The sequence below is a fragment of the Erythrobacter litoralis genome, from assembly GCF_029760855.1.
GTDB classification, from domain to species: domain Bacteria; phylum Pseudomonadota; class Alphaproteobacteria; order Sphingomonadales; family Sphingomonadaceae; genus Qipengyuania; species Qipengyuania litoralis_A.
Genome location: NZ_SOSI01000001.1, coordinates 262384 through 282164 on the forward strand (window position 1 = coordinate 262384; position 19781 = coordinate 282164).

17 protein-coding genes are annotated in these 19781 nt (G+C 61.3%); 11 read left to right on the forward strand and 6 right to left on the reverse strand.

Translation table 11 applies throughout. From position 1 onward, the window contains the following. Positions 1 to 24: 24 nt before the first annotated feature. From rimO to eda, 7 genes are all read left to right on the forward strand, one after another. A complete protein-coding gene (gene rimO / locus E3U23_RS01200; protein ID WP_279349347.1) occupies positions 25 to 1398 on the forward strand; it encodes a 30S ribosomal protein S12 methylthiotransferase RimO in 1374 nt (457 codons plus the stop codon). 237 nt (positions 1399 to 1635) lie between these two features. Then, complete coding sequence (locus E3U23_RS01205; protein WP_279349348.1) at positions 1636 to 3966, forward strand: EAL domain-containing protein; 2331 nt, start codon at positions 1636 to 1638, stop codon at positions 3964 to 3966. A 213-nt stretch (positions 3967 to 4179) separates the two neighbouring features. Beyond that, positions 4180 to 4995: a transglutaminase-like domain-containing protein gene (locus E3U23_RS01210; RefSeq protein ID WP_279349349.1), complete on the forward strand. Its 816-nt coding sequence runs from the start codon at positions 4180 to 4182 to the stop codon at positions 4993 to 4995. 82 nt (positions 4996 to 5077) lie between these two features. Then, the gene (zwf, locus tag E3U23_RS01215) at positions 5078 to 6529 is read left to right on the forward strand and encodes a glucose-6-phosphate dehydrogenase (protein ID WP_279349350.1); all 1452 of its coding nucleotides are present in this window, start codon (positions 5078 to 5080) and stop codon (positions 6527 to 6529) included. Next, positions 6522 to 8336: a phosphogluconate dehydratase gene (edd, locus tag E3U23_RS01220; protein ID WP_279349351.1), complete on the forward strand. Its 1815-nt coding sequence runs from the start codon at positions 6522 to 6524 to the stop codon at positions 8334 to 8336. Before zwf ends, edd begins: the two co-directional genes overlap by 8 nt. Beyond that, positions 8336 to 9313 carry a glucokinase gene (gene glk / locus E3U23_RS01225; RefSeq protein ID WP_279349352.1) on the forward strand — a complete coding sequence of 326 codons (978 nt, stop codon included), beginning with the start codon at positions 8336 to 8338 and terminating at the stop codon, positions 9311 to 9313. Before edd ends, glk begins: the two co-directional genes overlap by 1 nt. Beyond that, positions 9310 to 9918: a bifunctional 4-hydroxy-2-oxoglutarate aldolase/2-dehydro-3-deoxy-phosphogluconate aldolase gene (gene eda, locus E3U23_RS01230; protein WP_279349353.1), complete on the forward strand. Its 609-nt coding sequence runs from the start codon at positions 9310 to 9312 to the stop codon at positions 9916 to 9918. Before glk ends, eda begins: the two co-directional genes overlap by 4 nt. On the opposite strand, the gene tilS is transcribed toward eda, so the two are convergent. From tilS to E3U23_RS01255, 5 genes are all read right to left on the reverse strand, one after another. Beyond that, entirely contained in the window at positions 9915 to 10892 is a 978-nt protein-coding gene (tilS, locus tag E3U23_RS01235) for a tRNA lysidine(34) synthetase TilS (protein WP_279349354.1), read from the reverse strand. The two genes, eda and tilS, sit on opposite strands and share 4 nt — an antisense overlap. A 1-nt stretch (position 10893) precedes the next feature. Then, entirely contained in the window at positions 10894 to 11814 is a 921-nt protein-coding gene (locus E3U23_RS01240; RefSeq protein ID WP_279349355.1) for a tetratricopeptide repeat protein, read from the reverse strand. Positions 11815 to 11896: 82 nt separating this feature from the next. Then, a complete protein-coding gene (locus E3U23_RS01245; protein WP_279349356.1) occupies positions 11897 to 12748 on the reverse strand; it encodes a helix-turn-helix domain-containing protein in 852 nt (283 codons plus the stop codon). Between the two features lie 138 nt (positions 12749 to 12886). Continuing rightward, positions 12887 to 15157: a phosphoenolpyruvate--protein phosphotransferase gene (gene ptsP, locus E3U23_RS01250; protein WP_279349357.1), complete on the reverse strand. Its 2271-nt coding sequence runs from the start codon at positions 15155 to 15157 to the stop codon at positions 12887 to 12889. A gap of 75 nt (positions 15158 to 15232) precedes the next feature. Further along, complete coding sequence (locus E3U23_RS01255) at positions 15233 to 15388, reverse strand: YdcH family protein (RefSeq protein WP_279349358.1); 156 nt, start codon at positions 15386 to 15388, stop codon at positions 15233 to 15235. Positions 15389 to 15546: 158 nt separating this feature from the next. Here E3U23_RS01255 and E3U23_RS01260 point away from each other — a divergent pair, with 158 nt between their 5' ends. Together E3U23_RS01260 and E3U23_RS01265 are read left to right on the forward strand one after the other, a co-directional pair. Continuing rightward, positions 15547 to 15756, forward strand: coding sequence for a YdcH family protein (locus tag E3U23_RS01260; RefSeq protein WP_279349359.1), 210 nt, complete (start codon positions 15547 to 15549; stop codon positions 15754 to 15756). 101 nt (positions 15757 to 15857) lie between these two features. Beyond that, entirely contained in the window at positions 15858 to 16301 is a 444-nt protein-coding gene (locus E3U23_RS01265; protein WP_279349360.1) for a DUF1465 family protein, read from the forward strand. On the opposite strand, the gene E3U23_RS01270 is transcribed toward E3U23_RS01265, so the two are convergent. Continuing rightward, the gene (locus E3U23_RS01270) at positions 16302 to 17765 is read right to left on the reverse strand and encodes a glycerol kinase (protein ID WP_279349361.1); all 1464 of its coding nucleotides are present in this window, start codon (positions 17763 to 17765) and stop codon (positions 16302 to 16304) included. It abuts the gene before it with no gap. A gap of 73 nt (positions 17766 to 17838) precedes the next feature. On the opposite strand from E3U23_RS01270, the gene E3U23_RS01275 reads away from it, so the two are divergent. Both E3U23_RS01275 and nadA read left to right on the forward strand, forming a co-directional pair. Then, positions 17839 to 18711: an MBL fold metallo-hydrolase gene (locus E3U23_RS01275; protein WP_279349362.1), complete on the forward strand. Its 873-nt coding sequence runs from the start codon at positions 17839 to 17841 to the stop codon at positions 18709 to 18711. Positions 18712 to 18785: 74 nt separating this feature from the next. Further along, positions 18786 to 19772 carry a quinolinate synthase NadA gene (gene nadA, locus E3U23_RS01280; protein WP_279349363.1) on the forward strand — a complete coding sequence of 329 codons (987 nt, stop codon included), beginning with the start codon at positions 18786 to 18788 and terminating at the stop codon, positions 19770 to 19772. The last annotated feature ends 9 nt before the right edge of the window (positions 19773 to 19781 follow it).

The window sequence follows — 19781 nt, forward strand, 5'->3', positions numbered from 1 at the left end:
CTTGGTGTAGAGGCGCGCGCAATCATGGACACGACGACGCTCTCGATCCCCGACCAGAAGAAGGTCGGAATGGTTTCCCTCGGCTGCCCCAAGGCGCTGGTCGATTCCGAACGCATCCTCACCCGCCTGCGGGCCGATGGCTATGCCATGAGCCCGGACTATGCCGGCGCCGACGTGGTACTGGTGAACACCTGCGGCTTCCTCGACTCCGCCAAGGAGGAAAGCCTCGACGCGATCGGCGAAGCGATCAACGAGAACGGCCGCGTGATCGTCACCGGCTGCATGGGCGACGAGGCCGACGCGATCCGCGCCCGTTTTCCGCAGGTTCTCGCCATCACCGGCGCGCACCAATACGAGGATGTGGTCGAGGCGGTGCACGAAGCCGCCCCGCCCACACAGGGGCCCTTCGTCGATCTGATCCCGCAGCCGGACATCAAGCTGACACCGCGGCACTACAGCTATCTGAAGATCAGCGAGGGCTGCAACCACTCATGCGCCTTCTGCATCATCCCCGACCTGCGCGGGAAACTCGCCAGCCGCCGGATCGACGCGGTGCTGCGCGAGGCGGAAAAGCTGGTCGCTGCCGGCACCCGCGAGCTACTCGTGATCAGCCAGGATACCAGTGCCTACGGCGTCGATACCCGGCATGAGGAACGGACATGGAAGGGCCGCGAGGTTCGCGCGCACATGACCGATCTTGCCCGCGAACTCGGGCAGTTGCGCACGCCGCAGGGCATTCCGCCATGGGTGCGGCTGCACTACGTCTACCCCTACCCCCATGTCGACGCGGTCATTCCGTTGATGGCCGAGGGGTTGCTGACTCCCTATCTCGACATCCCGTTCCAGCATGCGAGCCCGGCGGTCCTCAAACGCATGAAGCGTCCGGCGAACGAGGCGAAGGTGCTCGAACGGTTGAAGAACTGGCGCACCATCTGCCCCGAGATCGCCATCCGCTCCAGCTTCGTGGTCGGCTTCCCCGGCGAAACGGAGGACGATTTTCGCTATCTGCTCGACTGGCTGGAAGAGGCACAGCTCGACCGCGTCGGCGCCTTCCGGTTCGAGCCCGTCGCGGGCGCGCAGGCCAACGCCCTGCCCGGTCAAGTACCCGAAGCGCTCAAGGAAGAGCGCTACGCCCGCCTGATGGATGTGACGGAGCGGATCAGCGCGGCGAAGCTCGAAGCGAAGATCGGCCGCACCATCCCCGTCATTATCGACGAGGTGGGCGAGCCCGACGAGGATGGCGACATTGGCGCGACGGGCCGCAGCGAGGCCGATGCGCCTGAGATCGACGGGCAGGTGTTCCTGCGCGGCGCATCGTCGCGTGTGCAGGCGGGTGACATCGTGGAAGCAACCGTCGAGGATGCCGACGCGCATGATTTGTTCGCGCGATTTGCGTAGGTCCGAATGTCCGGAAGGACTTCGCGTTAACCGAGCACAATCGCGGACTATGCATGAGTTTATTTGGCTTTAGCCGTTGCCTGATCGTCGGCAATGCACGTTAACTACGGCGTTCGTTAACCAAGCGGCATGAAGCCGTTTTAACCATCGTGAGGCGCAGGAATGCAGCCTGTCGCGGCAGCCGCTCCGAACGCGTCAAAGGTTTCTTAATCTTAATCGCCGAAAGCGGTGTCTGCGATGGCGAAACCGGCCCTCTTCACTTCCGCCGAGAAGCGGCGCGATGCCTGGATTCTCGGCCTGCCCGCCGACCAGGTGAAACGCCTGCAACACGTCGGGATAGCAGGCGCTATAAGCTTTCTGCTCTACCTCATCCTTCTCCTATATCCTTTGGACATGTCGATCTGGACTTTACAGTCCAAGCTCAACCTTCAGGACCCTTCAGGACAATTCGTTTTTATCGAAATCGAAGAGGCCGACGGCGGTGATTCTGAAATCGCGAAGCGGGATCACATCGCCAATGCGATTGAAGAGCTTGAAAAAACCGAGATCGAGCGTGTCTACATAGATTTCGCCTTCGAAACTCGTGTCAACGCTGCCGTTGATTCCAGGCTCAAACAGGCTCTGCAGAATCCCTCATCTCATATCTTCGTCGTCGATCGAGTTGACGAAGTAAAAAACTCTTCAAACAAAACAGCCAGTTTCTTCGTCTCTGACACGCAGCGCGTGTTTGCAGAAGCAAACTTCGATTTCCTGGGTCATAAGTGGAACGATCGTTTCAATGTTTCTTCTGGCGACATCCAGCGGCAATCCTTTGCAGCGTCGCTCGCGGGCAGCGACAATCGCGGAGTTCAAGAGTTCCCGATCAATTACGGCATCGAGCCAAGCAAATTTCTGCGTATCGATGCAAACAGCATCCGCACCGAAAAGCCGGGGTTCTGGAAGGGAAAGACCGCCATCATCGGTCCTACTCCTTCGCGATATTCGCAAACCTCAACAGCGCCGAAAGGTGATATACTTTCGCGTACTTTCCCTTCGATCTATGCTGCCGAAACACTAATTCGAAATAGCTATTCCGAGATAAGTGCAGATCGATTACTTTTCGTCTGTCTAATCACATTTGCCATTGGCGTCTTTGCTCTAAACGAAAAGCGTCATAGAACAATTTTGTATGCAGCTTTTCCTTTATTACTGATTGCGCTAACCGCGGCATCAATTTTTTTCGAGTTGCGCTTATCTGTTTCTTACTCCTTCACGTTTCTCGCTTTATTTTTCGCATTGCGAAGCCGTGAAAAATGGAAACGCAAGCTTACGCTATTCGATGCCGAAACGGGTTTGCCGCGCCTTCGCGCTCTGGAGCACCGCCTCCAGAGCGCGGAAGACCTGAATGGGCACGTTATCATCGCTCGAATTCACGGGTTCGAGCAAGTCCTCAAAACACTCTCGCATGACGAACATGTAGATTACGTCTTGAAGCTCGTCGAACGCCTGAAGGCCAGTGATGCCGAACTGACCATCTATACCGATTCGCATCTTCTCGGATGGCACACGAATGAGGCCAGTTTCCCCGATATAAAGGAACACCTCGAAGGCCTGAGAGCCATATTTGCAGCCCCTGTCATGGTCGGTCGGCACGTGTTCGACGTGGGAATCACATTCGGTGTCGCAGCGAAGGGCGAAGATGGACGCAGTTCGCTCGCTGCAGCTATCGCAGCCGCTGAAGAAACGTCCGAAGCGTTCCGCCCGATTGCTTTAGCCCAGTCCCGCATGGATGGAGATGATTTATGGGACTTGTCTCTCCGCGCAAAGATCGACGAGGCTATGGCGGCAGGCCAGATTTACTGTGTTTACCAGCCGAAGATAGACGTAGAGACCCAATCGATTTCGGGAGTTGAGGCGCTGGTTCGTTGGCACGACCCGGAACGTGGATATATCTCCCCGGTCCACTTTATCGCGCAGTGCGAAAAAGCCGGACGGATGGAGTATCTGACCCGCTACGTTCTTCAGTCCGCCTGCAATGCAGGCCAGCTTATGCACTTTCGCGGTATGCCCTTCACGATGTCGGTGAATATTTCCGCGACCCAAATGACGGATATGAAGATCGTCGAAATGGTACGCAACGTGATTGAGGCAACGGGCTTCAATCCGTCATTCCTGATGCTTGAAATCACGGAAACCGCCCGCATTGGCGATCTCTCTGCTGCCGAGATGATACTTGAAGAACTCAAGGGTTTGGGCGTTCAGATATCGATAGACGACTTCGGTGTTGGAGCAGCGAATTTCGAGAATTTCCTAAAGTTACCGTTCGACGAACTGAAGATCGACAGAATTTTTACAGCGGAAATTGCCAGCAGCCATAAGGCGCGAGCGATCGTCGCAAGCCTGGTTGCATTGGGGCGCAGTGCCGGGGTCAAGGTGGTTGCTGAAGGCGCCGAAGACGATGAGACGATTCGCATTCTTACCGAGATTGGGTGCACCCAAATTCAGGGGTTCGGTTTTTGCCGACCCTTGCCACTCGCAAAACTGCTGGAAAAGGGCGCATTCGATAAGGCGGCGTCGTTCGGTACATAGTTAAGGCTTTACAACCAAGACTGGTTAATGCATTCTTCTCCTGGGTATTCAACAGGAGGATCCTATGTGGAATTTCTACAACTGGATGTGGGGCAAGCGCTAAGCTTTACCCAAATCAACTGACGAGAAGGGCCTCCTCGCGGGGCCCTTTTTCATTTGGAGCGCATCAATGGGCGCGATGAAACACCCACCCCCTCCGTGCGTTGGGTGCGCATGACCATCTCGATCCGCTCTCGCTTTGCCTTCGCCCTGCCCTCGACAGGCGATGTCCTCCTGCAATTCGAAGCGGCGGCCATTCCGGAACAGCGCATCATCTCGTCGAACACAACGATGTCCGATGCTGAGCACCGGGCCAGCGTTCCGGCCCAAGACGACATCGGGGAACGGATCTGGGTCCGAGCCGAAGGCGACTTCGAAGTCGAGTACGAAGCGGAGGTTGAGATCGATCGGCAACTTGCCGAACTTGCGACGCTCGATCTGCTCTTACCGCACGATATGCCCGGCGAAGCGGTGCAGTACCTGTTCGACAGCAGGTATTGCCCTGCCGCGCGATTCCAGTCCTTTGTCGATGCGGAATTCGGCAAGCTGGAAGGCGGCGCGAAGGTTGCCGCGATGCGCGACTGGATTGCCCGCAAGCTGGCGTACACGCCGGGTTCTTCCGGATCGGAAACCGATGCGCTAGACACCTTCGTAGAGCGCAAGGGAATCTGCCGCGACTATGCGCATCTTCTCGTCAGCTTGGCGCGCGCGGCAGCCATCCCCGCACGCTTCGTCGCCTGTTATGCACCGGGGGTCGACCCGCCCGATTTCCATGCGGTCGCTGAGGTATTCCTGTGCGATCCGAAAACGCCCGGGGGCGGAACCTGGCAAATCGTCGATGCTACCGGCATGGCGGACCCCGCCCAGACAGTGAAAATCGGTATCGGACGCGACGCTGCCGATGTCAGTTTCATGACCAGTTTCGCGCAGAGCGAATTCAAGTCGAGTTCGGTCTCGGTCGGCGCCAATGACGGCCCGACGCAAAGCTGAATAGGAATGCAGTCCACTGGTGCAGGGTCCGCTCGCCTGATAACCGCTAGCACCGTGGGAAAGGATGGAGCTTCGAGCATCGATGCAGGATAGGAAATTCACTGCCGACCGCCTGTTGCTGTTCGGAGCGACCGGCGATTTGTCGCAGCGCATGCTCCTGCCTTCACTTTGCGCGCTTCATAATGACGGCCTGCTGGCGAGCGACCTGAAAATCGTCGGCACCGCCCGCTCGGAAATGAGCACGGCAGAGTACCGCAACTTCGCCCGTGAAGCGCTGGAAAAGTACCTAACACCCAATCGCCGCGGCGGCATGGCCGATTTCCTCAATCGGCTCAGCTACGTGCCGGTCGATGCGACGACACCCGAAGGGTACGATCAGCTTGCCGAAGAGATCGGCGACTATTCCGATGGTCTGGCGATATTCCTGTCGACTGCGCCGAGCTTGTTCGAAGCCACGATCGGCGGATTGGAACATGCGGGTCTCACCGAGGGTAAGGTGCGCATCGGCTTGGAAAAGCCGCTCGGCACCGATCTCAAATCGAGCGAGGAAATTAACGACGCCGTCGCCAAGGCGTTCGACGAAAGCCGAATTTTCCGTATCGACCATTATCTTGGCAAGGAGACGGTGCAGAACCTTCTGGCCCTGCGCTTCGCCAACATCATGCTCGAGCCGGTGTGGAACTCGAATTACATCGAGCATGTCCAGATTACCGTCGCCGAAACTGTCGGACTCGAGTCGCGGGTCGCCTATTACGACGACAGTGGTGCGTTGCGCGACATGGTTCAGAACCACATGCTGCAACTGCTCGCCCTCGTCGCGATGGAACCGCCGACCAGTTTCGATGCAACCGCGGTTCGCGACGAGAAGGTCAAGGTCCTGCGCGCGCTCCGCCATGCCAGCGGCGAGGAAGTCGTCACCGGACAATACTGCGCCGGCGCCGTTTCAGGGCAATCCGTTCCTGGTTATGATGAAGAACTGGGGAAGGACAGCGACACCGAAACCTTCGTCGCGATCAAGGCCCATGTCGACAACTGGCGCTGGCGGGGCGTGCCCTTTTACTTGCGCACCGGCAAACGGCTGCCCAAGCGCGTGACCGAGATCGTGGTGCAGTTCCGCTGCGTACCGCATTCGATCTTCGAAGGCCGGGGAGCGCGTACCCACCCCAATCGCCTTGTCATCGGCATTCAGCCGCAGGAAAATATCCAGCTTACGATGATGGCGAAGGTGCCAGGTCTGGGCCGCGAGGGCATTCGCCTGCGACCCGTTCCGCTCGACATCGCGATGCCCGATGCCTTTTCAGACAAAGTGCGCCGCATCGCTTACGAACGCCTGCTACTCGACCTCATCGAAGGCGACCAGACGCTGTTCGTCCGGCGGGACGAGGTCGAGGCGCAGTGGGACTGGATCGATGCGATTCGCGACCGCTGGGACGAGCACGGCATGACGCCAAAGACCTACAGCGCGGGAACATGGGGGCCGAGCGCGGCCATCGCGCTGACCGAACGCGACGGAGTTACCTGGCACGATGAGTAAGCCGCTGAACGACGCCATCCACCGCATCACGCAGCGCGTGATCGACAATTCGCGCGACAGCCGCACCGCCTATCTCGGCCTGATGGATCGCGAAGGCGAACGGCAAGTTGATCGCACCAATCTTTCCTGTTCGAACCTCGCCCATGCGTTCGCCGGGGCGGAGGAAGACAAGGAAGCGATCAAGCGCGTCGTTGGGCCGAACCTCGCCATCGTGACAGCCTATAACGACATGCTGTCCGCCCATCAGCCCTATCACCGCTATCCAGAGCGAATGAAGATCTGGGCGCGCGAAGTCGGTGCCACCGCGCAGGTCGCAGGCGGTACCCCGGCCATGTGCGACGGGGTGACGCAGGGGCAGGACGGCATGGAACTCTCACTGTTCAGCCGCGACACGATTGCTCTGTCGACCATCGTCGCCTTGAGCCATGCGGTATTTAACGGCGTCGCGTTGCTCGGTATTTGCGACAAGATCGTACCCGGTTTACTGATGGGCGCGCTGCGCTTCGGCCATTTGCCTGCGATCTTCATCCCGTCCGGCCCGATGCCGTCCGGCATTTCGAACAAGGAAAAGCAGCGCGTCCGCCAGCTTTATGCCGAAGGCAAGGTGGGGCGCGAAGAACTGCTCGATAGCGAGAGCGCGAGTTACCATTCGCCCGGCACCTGCACCTTCTACGGCACCGCGAATTCCAATCAGATGATGATGGAGATGATGGGTCTCCACATCCCCGGCGCCGCCTTCGTGCAACCGGGCGTGAAGCTACGGCAGGAGTTGAGCCGCGCGGCGACGCACCGTCTCGCCGCTTTGCACAAGGATGGCGGCGATTATCGCCCGCTTGCACGCGTGGTCGACGAAAAGGCGATCGTGAACGCGGCCATCGGTCTGCTTGCCACCGGCGGATCGACCAATCACGCGATCCACATTCCCGCTTTCGCACGCGCTGCCGGTATACGGTTCGACTGGACCGACCTCGCCGAACTGAGTCATGTCGTGCCGCTCGTCAGCCGGGTCTATCCCAACGGCTCGGGCGACGTGAACCACTTCCACGATGCGGGCGGCATGGGCTACGTCATCGGCACTCTGCTCGACGAAGGTTTGGCGCATCCCGATATCCTAACCGTGTGGGATGGCGGGTTCGAAAGCTATTCCCGCGAACCGGGCATGGACGGCGACGATCTCGCTTGGCGCGATCCCGGCCCATCGGGCGATGATGAAATGCTTCGCCCCGCCTCCGCCCCGTTCCAGAAGGATGGCGGTATGCGATTGCTGGAGGGCAATCTGGGGCGTGCTTGCTTCAAGTCTTCCGCGGTCGAGGAGGAGCGCTGGACGATCGAAGCGCCGTGCCGCGTTTTCCAGGATCAACATTCCGTGAACGAGGCCTTCACGAAAGGCGAACTCGATCGCGACGTCGTAGTGGTCGTCCGCTTCCAGGGGCCGCGTGCCAACGGCATGCCCGAACTCCACAAGCTGACCCCAGCATTGGGCGTATTGCAGGATCGCGGCTACAAGGTTGCACTCGTCACCGATGGCCGGATGTCGGGCGCGAGCGGTAAGGTGCCGGCCGCCATCCATTGCACGCCCGAAGCGCTTGGCGGTGGGCCGCTTTCGCGCCTTCGGGACGGTGACATCGTACGCGTCTGCGCCGAAACCGGTACGCTCGAGGCGAAGGCCGATCTCGACGCGCGCGATCCCGCGTCGGAGCCGGAACCCGACATGGGCATGGGCCGCGAATTCTTCGCCATGTTCCGCGCCTGTGCCGACGGGGCTGAAAGAGGCGCGTCGGCGATGCTCGCGATGGCAGGTCTGTGATGGACGTCGTCGCCGTCGATATCGGCGGCACTCATGCGCGTTTCTCCGTCGCCTCCGTTTCGCCCGACGGTACGATCTCTCTCGGTGAACCCGAAACGCTGCACACCGAGGATCATGCAAGCTTCCAGACCGCCTGGGAGGATTTTCGCGAACGGCGGGGCGGTACCCTTCCCCCGCGTGTCTCGATGGCGATCGCCGGACCGGTCGGCGGCGAGGTGATCCGCTTCACCAACAATCCGTGGATCATCCGCCCCGCCCTAGTGAAATCGAAACTTGGCGTCGAGGCGTACACGATCGTCAACGATTTCGAGGCCGTGGCCCACGCCGTCGCGCGTGCACCGGACGACGAGTTCCTGCACATCACCGGGCCGGAGGAACCGCTTACTCCGCATGGCACGATTAGCGTGCTCGGCCCCGGCACCGGACTTGGCGTCGCGCATCTGTGGCGCAATGGCGGCGAATATAGGGTGCAGGCAACCGAGGGTGGTCATATCGATTTCGCGCCGCTCGACAGTATCGAGGACGCGATCCTCGCCCGGCTGCGCAAGCGGCACAACCGCGTTTCGATCGAACGTGTGGTGTCCGGCCCCGCGATTACCGACATTTACCTGACCCTCGCCGCGATGGAGAACCGCAAGACTCGCGATGAGGACGATATCTCCGTGTGGACCCGCGCGATGAAGGAAAGCGATTCCCTCGCCGCCGCGGCGCTCGACCGGTTCTGCCTCTCGCTCGGCAGCGTTGCAGGCGATATCGCGCTGGCACAGGGCGGGTTCGGCGGCGTCGTGATCGCCGGCGGTCTTGGCTATCGGCTTCGCGATCAATTGCCGAAGTCCGGTTTCGCCCAGCGGTTTCGCGCCAAGGGCCGGTTCGCCGAACTGATGGCGACCATTCCCGTCAAGCTCATTACCCACCCGCAGCCCGGCTTGTTCGGCGCGGCGGCCGCCTTCCACCGCCAGCACGGATACACCGAATGACCATCGAAGACATCATGCGCACCGCCCCGGTGATTCCCGTCATCGTGGTGGACGAAGTGCATCACGCAGAGCCGCTCGCGCGCGCTCTGGTTGCGGGCGGATTGCGCGTGCTCGAGGTCACGCTGCGGACCGAAGCCGCCCTCCCGGCGATCGCGGCAATGAAGAAGGTCGACGGCGCAATCGTCGGTGCCGGGACGGTAACCAACCAGGAGGGCTTGGCAAAGGCGTTGGGGGCGGGAAGTGAGTTCATTGTGTCGCCGGGTCTTACAGAAACGCTCGGAAAAGCCGCCATCCGCGAAGGCGTTCCTTTTCTGCCCGGAATTTCAGACGCCGATGACATCATGCGCGGTCTCGACCTGGGATTGAATCACTTCAAATTCTTCCCGGCCATGGCATCGGGCGGCCTCCCAGCCTTAAAAGCACTTGCAGGGCCATTCGGCGATTGCAAATTCTGCCCGACAGGAGGCATATCGGAAGAAAACGCAGCGGAATGGCTGGCTTTCGATCCGGTGCTATGCGTCGGCGGAAGCTGGGTCGCCCCGCGCGGGCCCATCGATGAAGCAGAGGTCGAGCAGATCGCGCGCAGGGCGAGTGCGCTGGCCTAACCGGTCCGGCGGGTAGGCTCCCGGCGGAACACCCATTGAAGCTCTGCCGCCGTTCCGCTTACGGTGAACTTCAAGCCTGCAACATTGCCAACTTGCTCGGCAGTCAGTCGCGTGACGACCTCTGCCGCGCTACGCCGGTCGATAGACGTCGCGAAATTCCGGTAAAGAGCGCGGACGACCTCGACGCGGATAAGGGCAGGCGCATCGCTGCTTCCCGCAGCATATGAAGCCTGCTCTCCATCGAACCGGACACGCTCCGCGACTTCGCGTTCGACAGCCCATTCGAGACTGTCTTCCGCTTCCGCAAGCAGCGCGGCGCTGCGGGCAAGGTTGGCGCGGTCAAGCCAATCGACCGATCCCAGCACTTTGCGCAGCCGCACCCGATCGAACCGGTCGTCCCCGTTCGAAGGATCGTCGATGGCTCGCCAACCGGCATCCCTCACGACCTTCGCCAGTTCCTCGCGCCGCCATCCCAGAACCGGACGGATCAGTGGCAAGTTATCCTGTATCGACTGAACGGCACGGATCGCCGAAAGTCCGGAGAGCCCGCTACCTCGGTTGAGGCGCATCAGAAGTGTTTCGACCTGATCGTCCAACTGGTGCGCGGTCGCCAAAGCCTTTAGTTCACTATTAGCGCACCATTGCGAAAGCGCAGTGTATCGCGCCGCCCTCGCCCGATCCTGCAGGTTTCCGTCGCCGACTTCGACTGCGAGCGTATCGTGCTGCACGCCGAGTTCAGTACACCTCTCGGCGACGAAGGCAGCCTCTGCAGCACTTTCGGGACGCAAACCATGATCGACGGTGGCCGCCCGCACCCGCCCAGGCATTGCCGCGGCCGCGAGAAGTAGCATGCCCAAGCTGTCCCCGCCCCCGGAAACCGCGAGACCGAGCAGCCCTTTCCCGTCTTCGGCGTTCGGCCAGAGAGCGGCAAGGTCGTCCCGAAACCGCGCAACCAGTTTTGGGCTTACGACCATATCAGCTACAGCTGACCTTGCCGCGATTGGCCTGGTATTCGTTCTGCAGCCGACCCGCCGCCAGCGCCGGATAGGTTTCGCTGAATTCGGCGAGCGCGATGCAGGCGCGGCTGGTGTCGTTCAGCGCGATCATCGCTTCGGCGAGATAGAGAAGGCTGTCGCCTGCCCGCGCGCCGTTCTTGTTTTCCTGATAATTCTTCAGGAACCAAGGCGCCGCCTCGCTCGGCTTTCCATCGTCTAGATAGGCCCGGCCCAGCAGGTTGCGCCCAAAGCTCGCCCGCGAATGATTAGGATACTGTTCCACGAACATCGTCAGTTGCTGCTGCGCCTCAGGAAAGAAACCGGCGTCCCAAAGCCTGAAGCCGTAACTGTATTCGTCGTCGCCCGTATCGCCGGTTTGCGGCTTGGTGATCTGCTGAACGGCGGCAAGGCGCTGGGGAGACGGTTGCGCGGCAGGTGCGGGGGTCGAGGGCTGCTGATTGGCGGACACCGGTAGCGGCCCCGAAGGCTGCACACTGCCGGATGCGGGCTGTGGAATAGCCGCCGGCCCCGCTCCACCAGCTTCCAGCGCATCGACCCGTTCCTGCAAGAGGCGGACGGTATTACTGCCCTCCTCGTATTGCGCGGTCAAGCGCTGCAGCTGGCTTTCGAGTGCATCGAGCCGCGCCAGAACGTCAGTCAGCGCACTGGTCGTGACTGTATTGGTGGCGGGTTGATTCTGCTGCGGCGCCGTTATCTCGGGCTCGAAAAAGCGCCCGCTCCCGCCGGGGAAGACCTTGCGCTGCAATGCACTGACTTCGGCCTCCAGCTTGCGAATACGGGCGGACTGGTCGGCGTCTTGCGCGCCGGCCGGGATAGCGGTCACGGCGAGCGCTCCTGCAAGCGTACCGACCGCGAACCGGCGAAAAGTGCGTGCGAACATGTGTGAATCTCTCCTCATCCGACCTGATCTTGGCCTATCGGCCTAGAGACGGAAAACTGTCGGTATTCTGAAATCGTTCGTATCAGGTGGTTGCTGGCGCAGCAGCGGTACCGGCCTCGTTGGCTTTCGGCGCAGCCGTATTCTCGCCACGCGCGAGCAAGGCCTCCGGACTCACCGGAACATCGCGAATGATCTCGTCCTCTTCGGACAGTCGCGGCACCTCGCGTCCGCCGACGGTTATCGCGAGCGCGTAGGGGCGGCCGGTCCAGACCTGCGGTCCTTCGGCATCGGACGGGATCGTATACGTATCGCCTTCGTCCATCTGCGCCTCATAAAGTCGCTCGCCATTAGCGTCGTAGAATTTCACCCAAGTGCCGTCCATCGTGCTGGTGAAAACGACCGGCCCCGTAGGCGCCGGCGAAGCCGATGCTTGCGCGGGCGCCGAAGCCGTCCGGCCATTGGCTTGTGCAACTTGCGCCTCGGGTTCCTGCAGCGGTGCAGGACCAAGACCGGGCGAGAAATAGCTGCTGTAGAACGCGTATATGCCGCCGATCAGCAGCACCGCCGCGATCAGGCCGAACCACGCAAGGCCACGCCCCGGCACGCGGGCAGGATCGCCGGGTTCCAGCTTCGTCGTGCGTTCGGGGCGTTCGTTCTGTGTCGATGCCAGTTCCGCGCGTACGCGGTCGGTCACCTCCCGATCGTCGAGATCGAGGAGCCGGGCATAGGTCCGACTGAATCCGATCGCATAGGTCCGCGAAGGAAGAGCGGCGAAATCGCCTTGCTCTATCGACACCAGATGACGCTGCGGAATGCGCGTTTCGGCGGCAACCTGTTCCAGTTCCATGCCCGCCGCTTCGCGCGCCTCACGCAGCTGCGTTCCGACAGAGGCCTGCTGCGTCGCTACGTCGTCTTCGGAGTGAACATCTTCCATAATAATCCCGACACAATATGACCCGGCGTTTCCCGACGCCTCGACGCGGCTCAAGACAAGCCGGCAGCACAGGTCAACCAGCGGTGACCTATAACATTCGATGCTGAAAGGCGAGACGGGCCGTGTATGCGACCAAATTTATTCGATGTCTATTTCGCGGGCCCGCGCCCAGTCGCCAAGTGCCGCCCGCATAGCGGCGGGCGGGTTCGAAAGCCATGTCTGCATTTGGGCCGAAATCTCATCGAGATCGACCTTGCGGACCAGTTCCTTAATCTGCCCGATTGCCGCCGGCGTAATCGATAGCCGACGGTAGCCTAAGCCAAGAAGAGCGAGTGCTTCCAATGGTCTCCCGCCCATTTCGCCGCATACGCCGAGCCTGACATCCGTCCCCACAAGATTTTGCGAAACCCGCGCAAGAAACCTTAGGATCGCCGGGCTGAGCCAGTCGTAGCGCGCGGCAAGCTTGGGGTTCGCGCGGTCGGCTGCGAAAAGGAATTGCGTAAGGTCGTTCGTGCCGACTGAAATGAAAGACACTTTCGGCGCCAGGAGATCGAGCGTCTCCGCAAGCGAGGGCACTTCCAGCATGCAACCGAACTCGATCTCCGCCGGCAATCGTTTGCGGCGGGCGCGCAGAAATTCGGCCTGTTCGTCGAAGATGGCCTTCGCGGCATCGAATTCCCACGGTTCCGATACCATCGGAAACATGACCGACAATTGTCGCCCGGCCGCCGCTTCCAACAAAGCGCGCGCTTGTGCCTTCAGCAAGCCTTCGCGTTCCAGCGAGAGGCGCAATGCGCGCCAGCCCATCGCAGGGTTTTCGTCGCGTTCGGCTATGTCGTTGTTAAGATAGGGCACGGCCTTGTCGCCGCCGATATCCACCGTCCGGAAGATGACCTTCTTGCCGTCCGCCGCATCAAGCACGTCGCGGTAAAGGCGCATCTGGCGCTCTCGCTGCGGAAGAGTAGCAGATACGAGGAACTGGAATTCGGTCCGGAACAGCCCTACCCCGTCCGCGCCCGTCACCTGCAACATGCTCATATCATCGCGCAGGCCGGCATTCATCATGACGGTAATGCGCGTGCCATCGCGGGTGAAAGGTTCGACGTCGCGCAGTTCGGCATAGGCCGCCTGCCGTTCGCGACTCTTGATGAACCGGCCTTCGAACGCGTCGAGATGGGCCTGGGTCGGGCGCAGGGTGACGCTGGCCATATCGGCATCGACGAGGATTTCGTCTCCCTCGCTGACCCGGGCGAGGATGCCGGGCAACCGGCCGACGAGGGGAATGCCCATCGCCCGCGCCACGATCACGACATGGGCGGTGAGCGATCCTTCTTCCAGCACGACGCCCTTCAGGCGCCGCCGATCGTATTCGAGCAGTTCCGCCGGACCGAGATTGCGCGCGAACAGGATCGTGTCGCGCCGAAGGCCTTGCGTGGCGGCCGTGCCGAGCTGACCAGAGACGATGCGCAGCAACCGATTGGAGAGGTCCTCCAGATCGTGCATTCGGTCGGCCAGCAGGGGATCGTCGATCTCGCGCATTCGCATCCGGGTGCGCTGCTGCACCCGCTCGATCGCGGCTTCTGCGGTCAATCCGCTGTCGATCGCCTCGTTGATCCGGCGGCTCCACCCCTCGTCGTAGGCGAACATCTTGTAGGTCTCGAGCACGTCCACATGCTCGCCGCCCTTGCCGAATTCGGGTTCACGGCCCATCGCGTCGATCTGGTCGCGCATCTTGTCGAAGGCGCGATAAACCCGCTGACGCTCCGCTTCGATATCCTCGGCGATGACCTGGTCGATCTCGACGCGCGGCTGGTGAAACACCGCCTTGCCGAATGCCAGACCCTTTACCAGCGCCAGCCCTTGCATGACTTCGCATTCGGTGTGCACTTCGTCGAATGCGATAGTTTCGGTATCGTCGACCAGTTCCTTGTGCGCGATCAGTTCGGACAGGATCATCGCCGTCGTCTGCAACGCTTCGATCTCGACATCCTCGTAGCGGCGCGGATCGGCATGCTGGACGCACAGGACGCCAACGGCCCGCTCGCGATAGACGATCGGCACGCCGGCGAAGGAATGAAACTTCTCCTCGCCCGTTTCAGGGCGGTACTGGAAGTCGGGATGCGAGGCCGCTTCGGCTAAGTTCAGCGTCGCGATGTTCTTGGCGATGGTGCCCGTCAGACCTTCGCCCAGAGCGAGCCTGGTAACGTGGACGGCGGAAGGGTTCAGCCCCTGGGTGGCATACAGTTCCAGTTCGCCTTCCCGCAGCAGGTAGATCGAGCAGACCTCGCTCGACAGACTGTCGGCAATGATCTCGACCACCCGATCGAGCTTGTGCTGGGCATGGGTGCGCCCTGCCATGACCTCGTGCAAGCGGGTGAGGATCTGGCGGGCGGACGAGGCGGCTGACATCGCGTCAGCCTATACCAAAAAGGACAGCATGCGAAAGCGGGGCCAATCGAGGCCCCGCCGCACGCACCCCGCGCTTCAATGAGCGGCGATCTCCTGCTTGATCCGCAGCTTTTCGCGCTTCAATTGCTTGATCATCGCATCGTCGGGTGCAGGCCGGGATTGCTCCTTGTGCAGGCGGGCATCGAGACCGGCGTGCTTGGCTTTGAGCGATTCGACATGGGATGATTGCATCGAGTTGTCTCCTTCTCGGGTTGAAAGACCCCTGTTGAGGCGACTCATGTCGATGGCGACATGTGTCGCTGGAGAGACATCAAACCACAGCATTGTGAATTTACAAACCCCCATAGGCTAGCCATGCGACGAAACGAGATTCGGGGAAGGTCGCGCGGGTGAACGAACAGGAATTGAGGAAGCGCCTCGAAGCGCTCAGGAGCGAGCATCGCGACCTCGATATCGCGATCTCAGCCCTGCGCGATGCCGGGGAGCGTGCCGGCTTCGTCGATCAGTTGCAGATCGCGCGCCTGAAAAAGCGCAAGTTGCAATTGAAGGACCGCATCGCGGCGTTCGAGGACAATCTCATTCCCGATATCATCGCCTGAGCGCGGACGCGCGAGTTCCAATGCGGGACAGCGAAATTCACGCCGCTGGCGGCACTCGGGCATTCATCTAAGCGCGCCATCTTATGGACATGATGCGCCCCATGAACGAACAGATCGTCGAGACGCTTTACGACGAGGCGATCCAGCTTGCCGAACAAGTCCGGGCGGTCTTCGCATATGGACCGGTTGGGATCGATGATGCCGCCAACGATGACGTTCGCATCGCCATGTCGATCGAGGGCCTTCGCTCGACCACCCGGATCATGAATATCCTGGCCTGGCTGCTGAACCAGCGTGCGTTCTTCGATGGCGAGCTGTCGGCACGCCAGCTTCGCCGCCGCAACGTTCTTGGCGACGATCGACCGTCGGACGAAGCTTCGCTCGCCGTTCTCGAACCGGAAACGCGCATCCTGATTGCAGACACGATCTCACTGCATGCGCGCGTTTCCCGCCTCGATACGGAATGGCGGCAGTCAGCTATCGAGGAAGACGGGCCGGTCCATTCGATGCAGGACCGGATAGCGACGGCGTTCGATACCGTCTGATCAGGCGGCGCCCAGCGCCTTCGCATAGCGCGCCAAACGCGCCTCCCGCACGGCTCTCTCCATTCGGGGGAGGAATTCCCGCGCCCCACCCCGCATCGCCAGCGCTGCCGCCTCCAGATCGGAGTACATGTCCGCGCCGACGGCTGCGCAGATGGCCGCACCCAATGCCGTCGTCTCGATGAAGTCCGGTCGCTCAACCGGCAGGTCGAGCATATCGGCGAGGTCCTGCGCCATCCATTCATTGGCGCTCATGCCGCCATCGATCCGCAGCATTGTCCACGGCGCACCGTCTTTCGCAAAGGCGCTCGCCAGATCGGCTGTCTGGTGCGCCATGGCTTCCAGCGCGGCGCGGGCGATCTGGGCGCGCCCGCTGGCGAAGCTCAGACCGGAAATGACGCCGCGCGCCTCGGGCCGCCAATGCGGTGCGCCCAAACCCGCGAGTGCGGGTACGATTACCACTTCGCCGCTATCCTCGATCGACCGCGCGAGGTCCTCCGTTTCGGCGGCGGAGCCGATCAGGCCAAGCTGATCGCGCAAGTATTGGATCAGGCTGCCAGCGACGAAAGCCGAACCTTCCAACGCATAAACCCGTTTGCCGCCGCGCTGATGAAGGACGGTGCCGAGCAGGCGATGGTCCGATTGGGGAATCGTCTCGCCCTTGTTCGTCAGCACGAACGCGCCGGTGCCGTAAGTGCCCTTCGTCTCGCCCGGAGAGAGGCAGCCCTGCCCGATCGTCGCCGATTGCTGATCGCCGACCAACCCGCATATCGGCACGCGGCGGCCGAACCATTCGCTCGACGTTTCGGCCAGTTCCCCGTGGGTATCGATCACAACCGGCAGGGCGGCGCGGGGAATGTCGAACAGGCTGCACAGCCCGTCGTCGAAGCCCTCCCCGTCGAGCGGAAGGAGCAGCGTGCGGCTGGCATTGCTGGCATCGCTGACATGCGCCCCGCCCGAAAGTTTGAAGACCAGCCAGCTTTCAATCGTCCCGAATGCCAGCGACCCGTCCCGCGCCGCTGGGCCGACTGCATCGTCGTGCTCCAGCATCCAGCGCATCTTGGTGCCGGAAAAATAGGGATCAAGAAGCAGGCCGGTGCGGCGCTGGACGTTCGCTTCCTGCCCCTGTTCCTTCAATCGCGCACAATAGTCAGCCGTTCGCCGGTCTTGCCACACGATTGCGCGAGCGAGCGGGTCGCCCTTTCGCCGATCCCACGCTACCACCGTTTCGCGCTGGTTGGTTATGCCGATGGCAGCGATATTTTCGGCGGAGGGTCCTGCCACCTCGCGCATGCAAGCGAGCGTTTTGGTCCAGATCTCGGCGGCATCGTGTTCCACCCAGCCGGGCCGGGGATAATGCTGCGCCAGTTCGCGCTGCGCATTACCTAACATTCGGCCTTTTGCGTCGAACAGGATGGCGCGTGTCGAGGTCGTGCCTGCATCGAGGACGAGAATGGTTTCTCCCATTCCCGATTGATGGCGCGCGCCTGCTAAAATGTCGAGCGCTCGACTTCGGCGCGGTTTCGCCCATATGGGAACGATGGCATCACTTCCCGCAAAACCCTGGCCGACCGGCGATGCGCTACAACTCGAGCCGCTGGTCCGCCGTGTCCTCGCGCCCAATCCTTCGCCGTATACCTATACCGGTACGCAGACCTACATCGTGAGTGCGGGCGACGGTTGCGCTGTGATCGATCCCGGCCCGGCCGAAGCCGAGCATATCGATGCGCTTTTGACGGCCGTCGGCGATGAGCCTGTGATCGCCATCATGTGCACTCATACCCACCGCGATCATTCCCCAGCCTCGCGTCCTTTGGCGGAGCGGACCGGCGCGCCGATCGTCGGCTGCGCTCCGCTGGTAATGAACGATAGCGGCCCCCGCGCCGATGCGAGCTTCGATCGCGATTATGCGCCGGACCGCGTGTTGCATGATGGCGAGGCGATGAGCGGTCCCGGCTGGACCCTGCGCGCCGTTGCCACGCCTGGCCACGTTTCCAACCATCTGTGTTTCGCGCTGGAAGAAAGCGGCGCATTGTTCACCGGCGACCACGTGATGGGCTGGTCGACCAGCGTGGTCGTGCCGCCCGATGGCGACATGACCGATTACATGCGAAGCCTGGAGGCGCTCGGCATGAGAGAAGATCGGGTCTATTACCCCGCGCACGGCGAGGCGGTGAAAAAGCCGCAGCAGCTCGTGCGCGGGATGCTGGGCCATCGCCGCCAACGCGAACGGCAGATCCTCCGGCACCTCGCCGAAGGGCCGCACCGGGCGGAAGATTTCGTCCCGAAAATGTATCGCGGCCTCGACGAGAAGCTGCATGGCGCGGCCAGGATGTCTGTCCTCGCCCATCTCATCGATCTGGAACGGCGCGGCCTCGTCGCCCGTTCGGATGACACATGGCAAATGGCCTGACACCGCGATAGGACCAGCGCGACACCCTCTTTGCCTCCGATATACATTCCGCATCTTCGCTACAGGACAGCACGATGACCGCCCAGAACGCTCCACTTACCGGCACCGACCTTCGCGCCGAGATCGACCGTCTCCGCACGGAGAAGAACGCGATTATTCTCGCGCATTACTACCAGAAGCCCGAGATTCAGGATCTCGCCGATTTCGTCGGCGACAGTCTTCAGCTTTCGCAAATGGCGGCCGAGACCGATGCGGACGTGATCGCGTTCTGCGGGGTCAAGTTCATGGCCGATACCGCCAAGATCCTCAGCCCGGAAAAAATCGTCGTCCTGCCCGATATGGACGCCGGCTGTTCCCTCGAAGACAGTTGCCCGCCCGAAAAGTTCAAGGCGTTCCGCGAGGCGCATCCCGATCACATCGCGCTGACCTATATCAACTGCTCGACCGAGGTGAAGGCGCTCAGCGACATCATCGTGACCTCATCGAGCGCGGAAACCATCATCAGCCAGATACCCGAAGACCAGAAGATCATCTTCGGTCCGGACCGGCACCTTGGCGGTTATCTCTCCCGCAAGTTCAATCGTGAGATGCTGTTGTGGCCCGGCGTGTGCATCGTGCACGAAGCCTTCAGTGAAACCGAACTACTCAAACTGAAGCAGCAACATCCCGATGCGCCGATCGCCGCGCACCCCGAATGCCCGCCGACTATCGTGGACCATGCGGACTATGTCGGCTCGACCAGCGGCATCCTGCAATTCGCCGAAACCTTCGAGGGCGATACGCTGATCGTCGCCACTGAACCGCACATCATCCACCAGATGGAAAAGGCGCTGCCCGGCAAGACCTTCATCGGCGCGCCGGGTGCGGACGGCAATTGTTCATGCAACATCTGCCCATACATGGCGCTCAACACGATGGAAAAGCTCTACGTCTGCTTGCGTGATCTCGAACCGCGCATCGAGATCGAGGAAGGTCTCCGCCTGAAGGCGAAGCAAAGCCTCGACCGGATGCTGGAAATGGCCAGCGGTACCATCGGACAGGGTGATCTGGGCAAAGTCTGAAAAGAATAT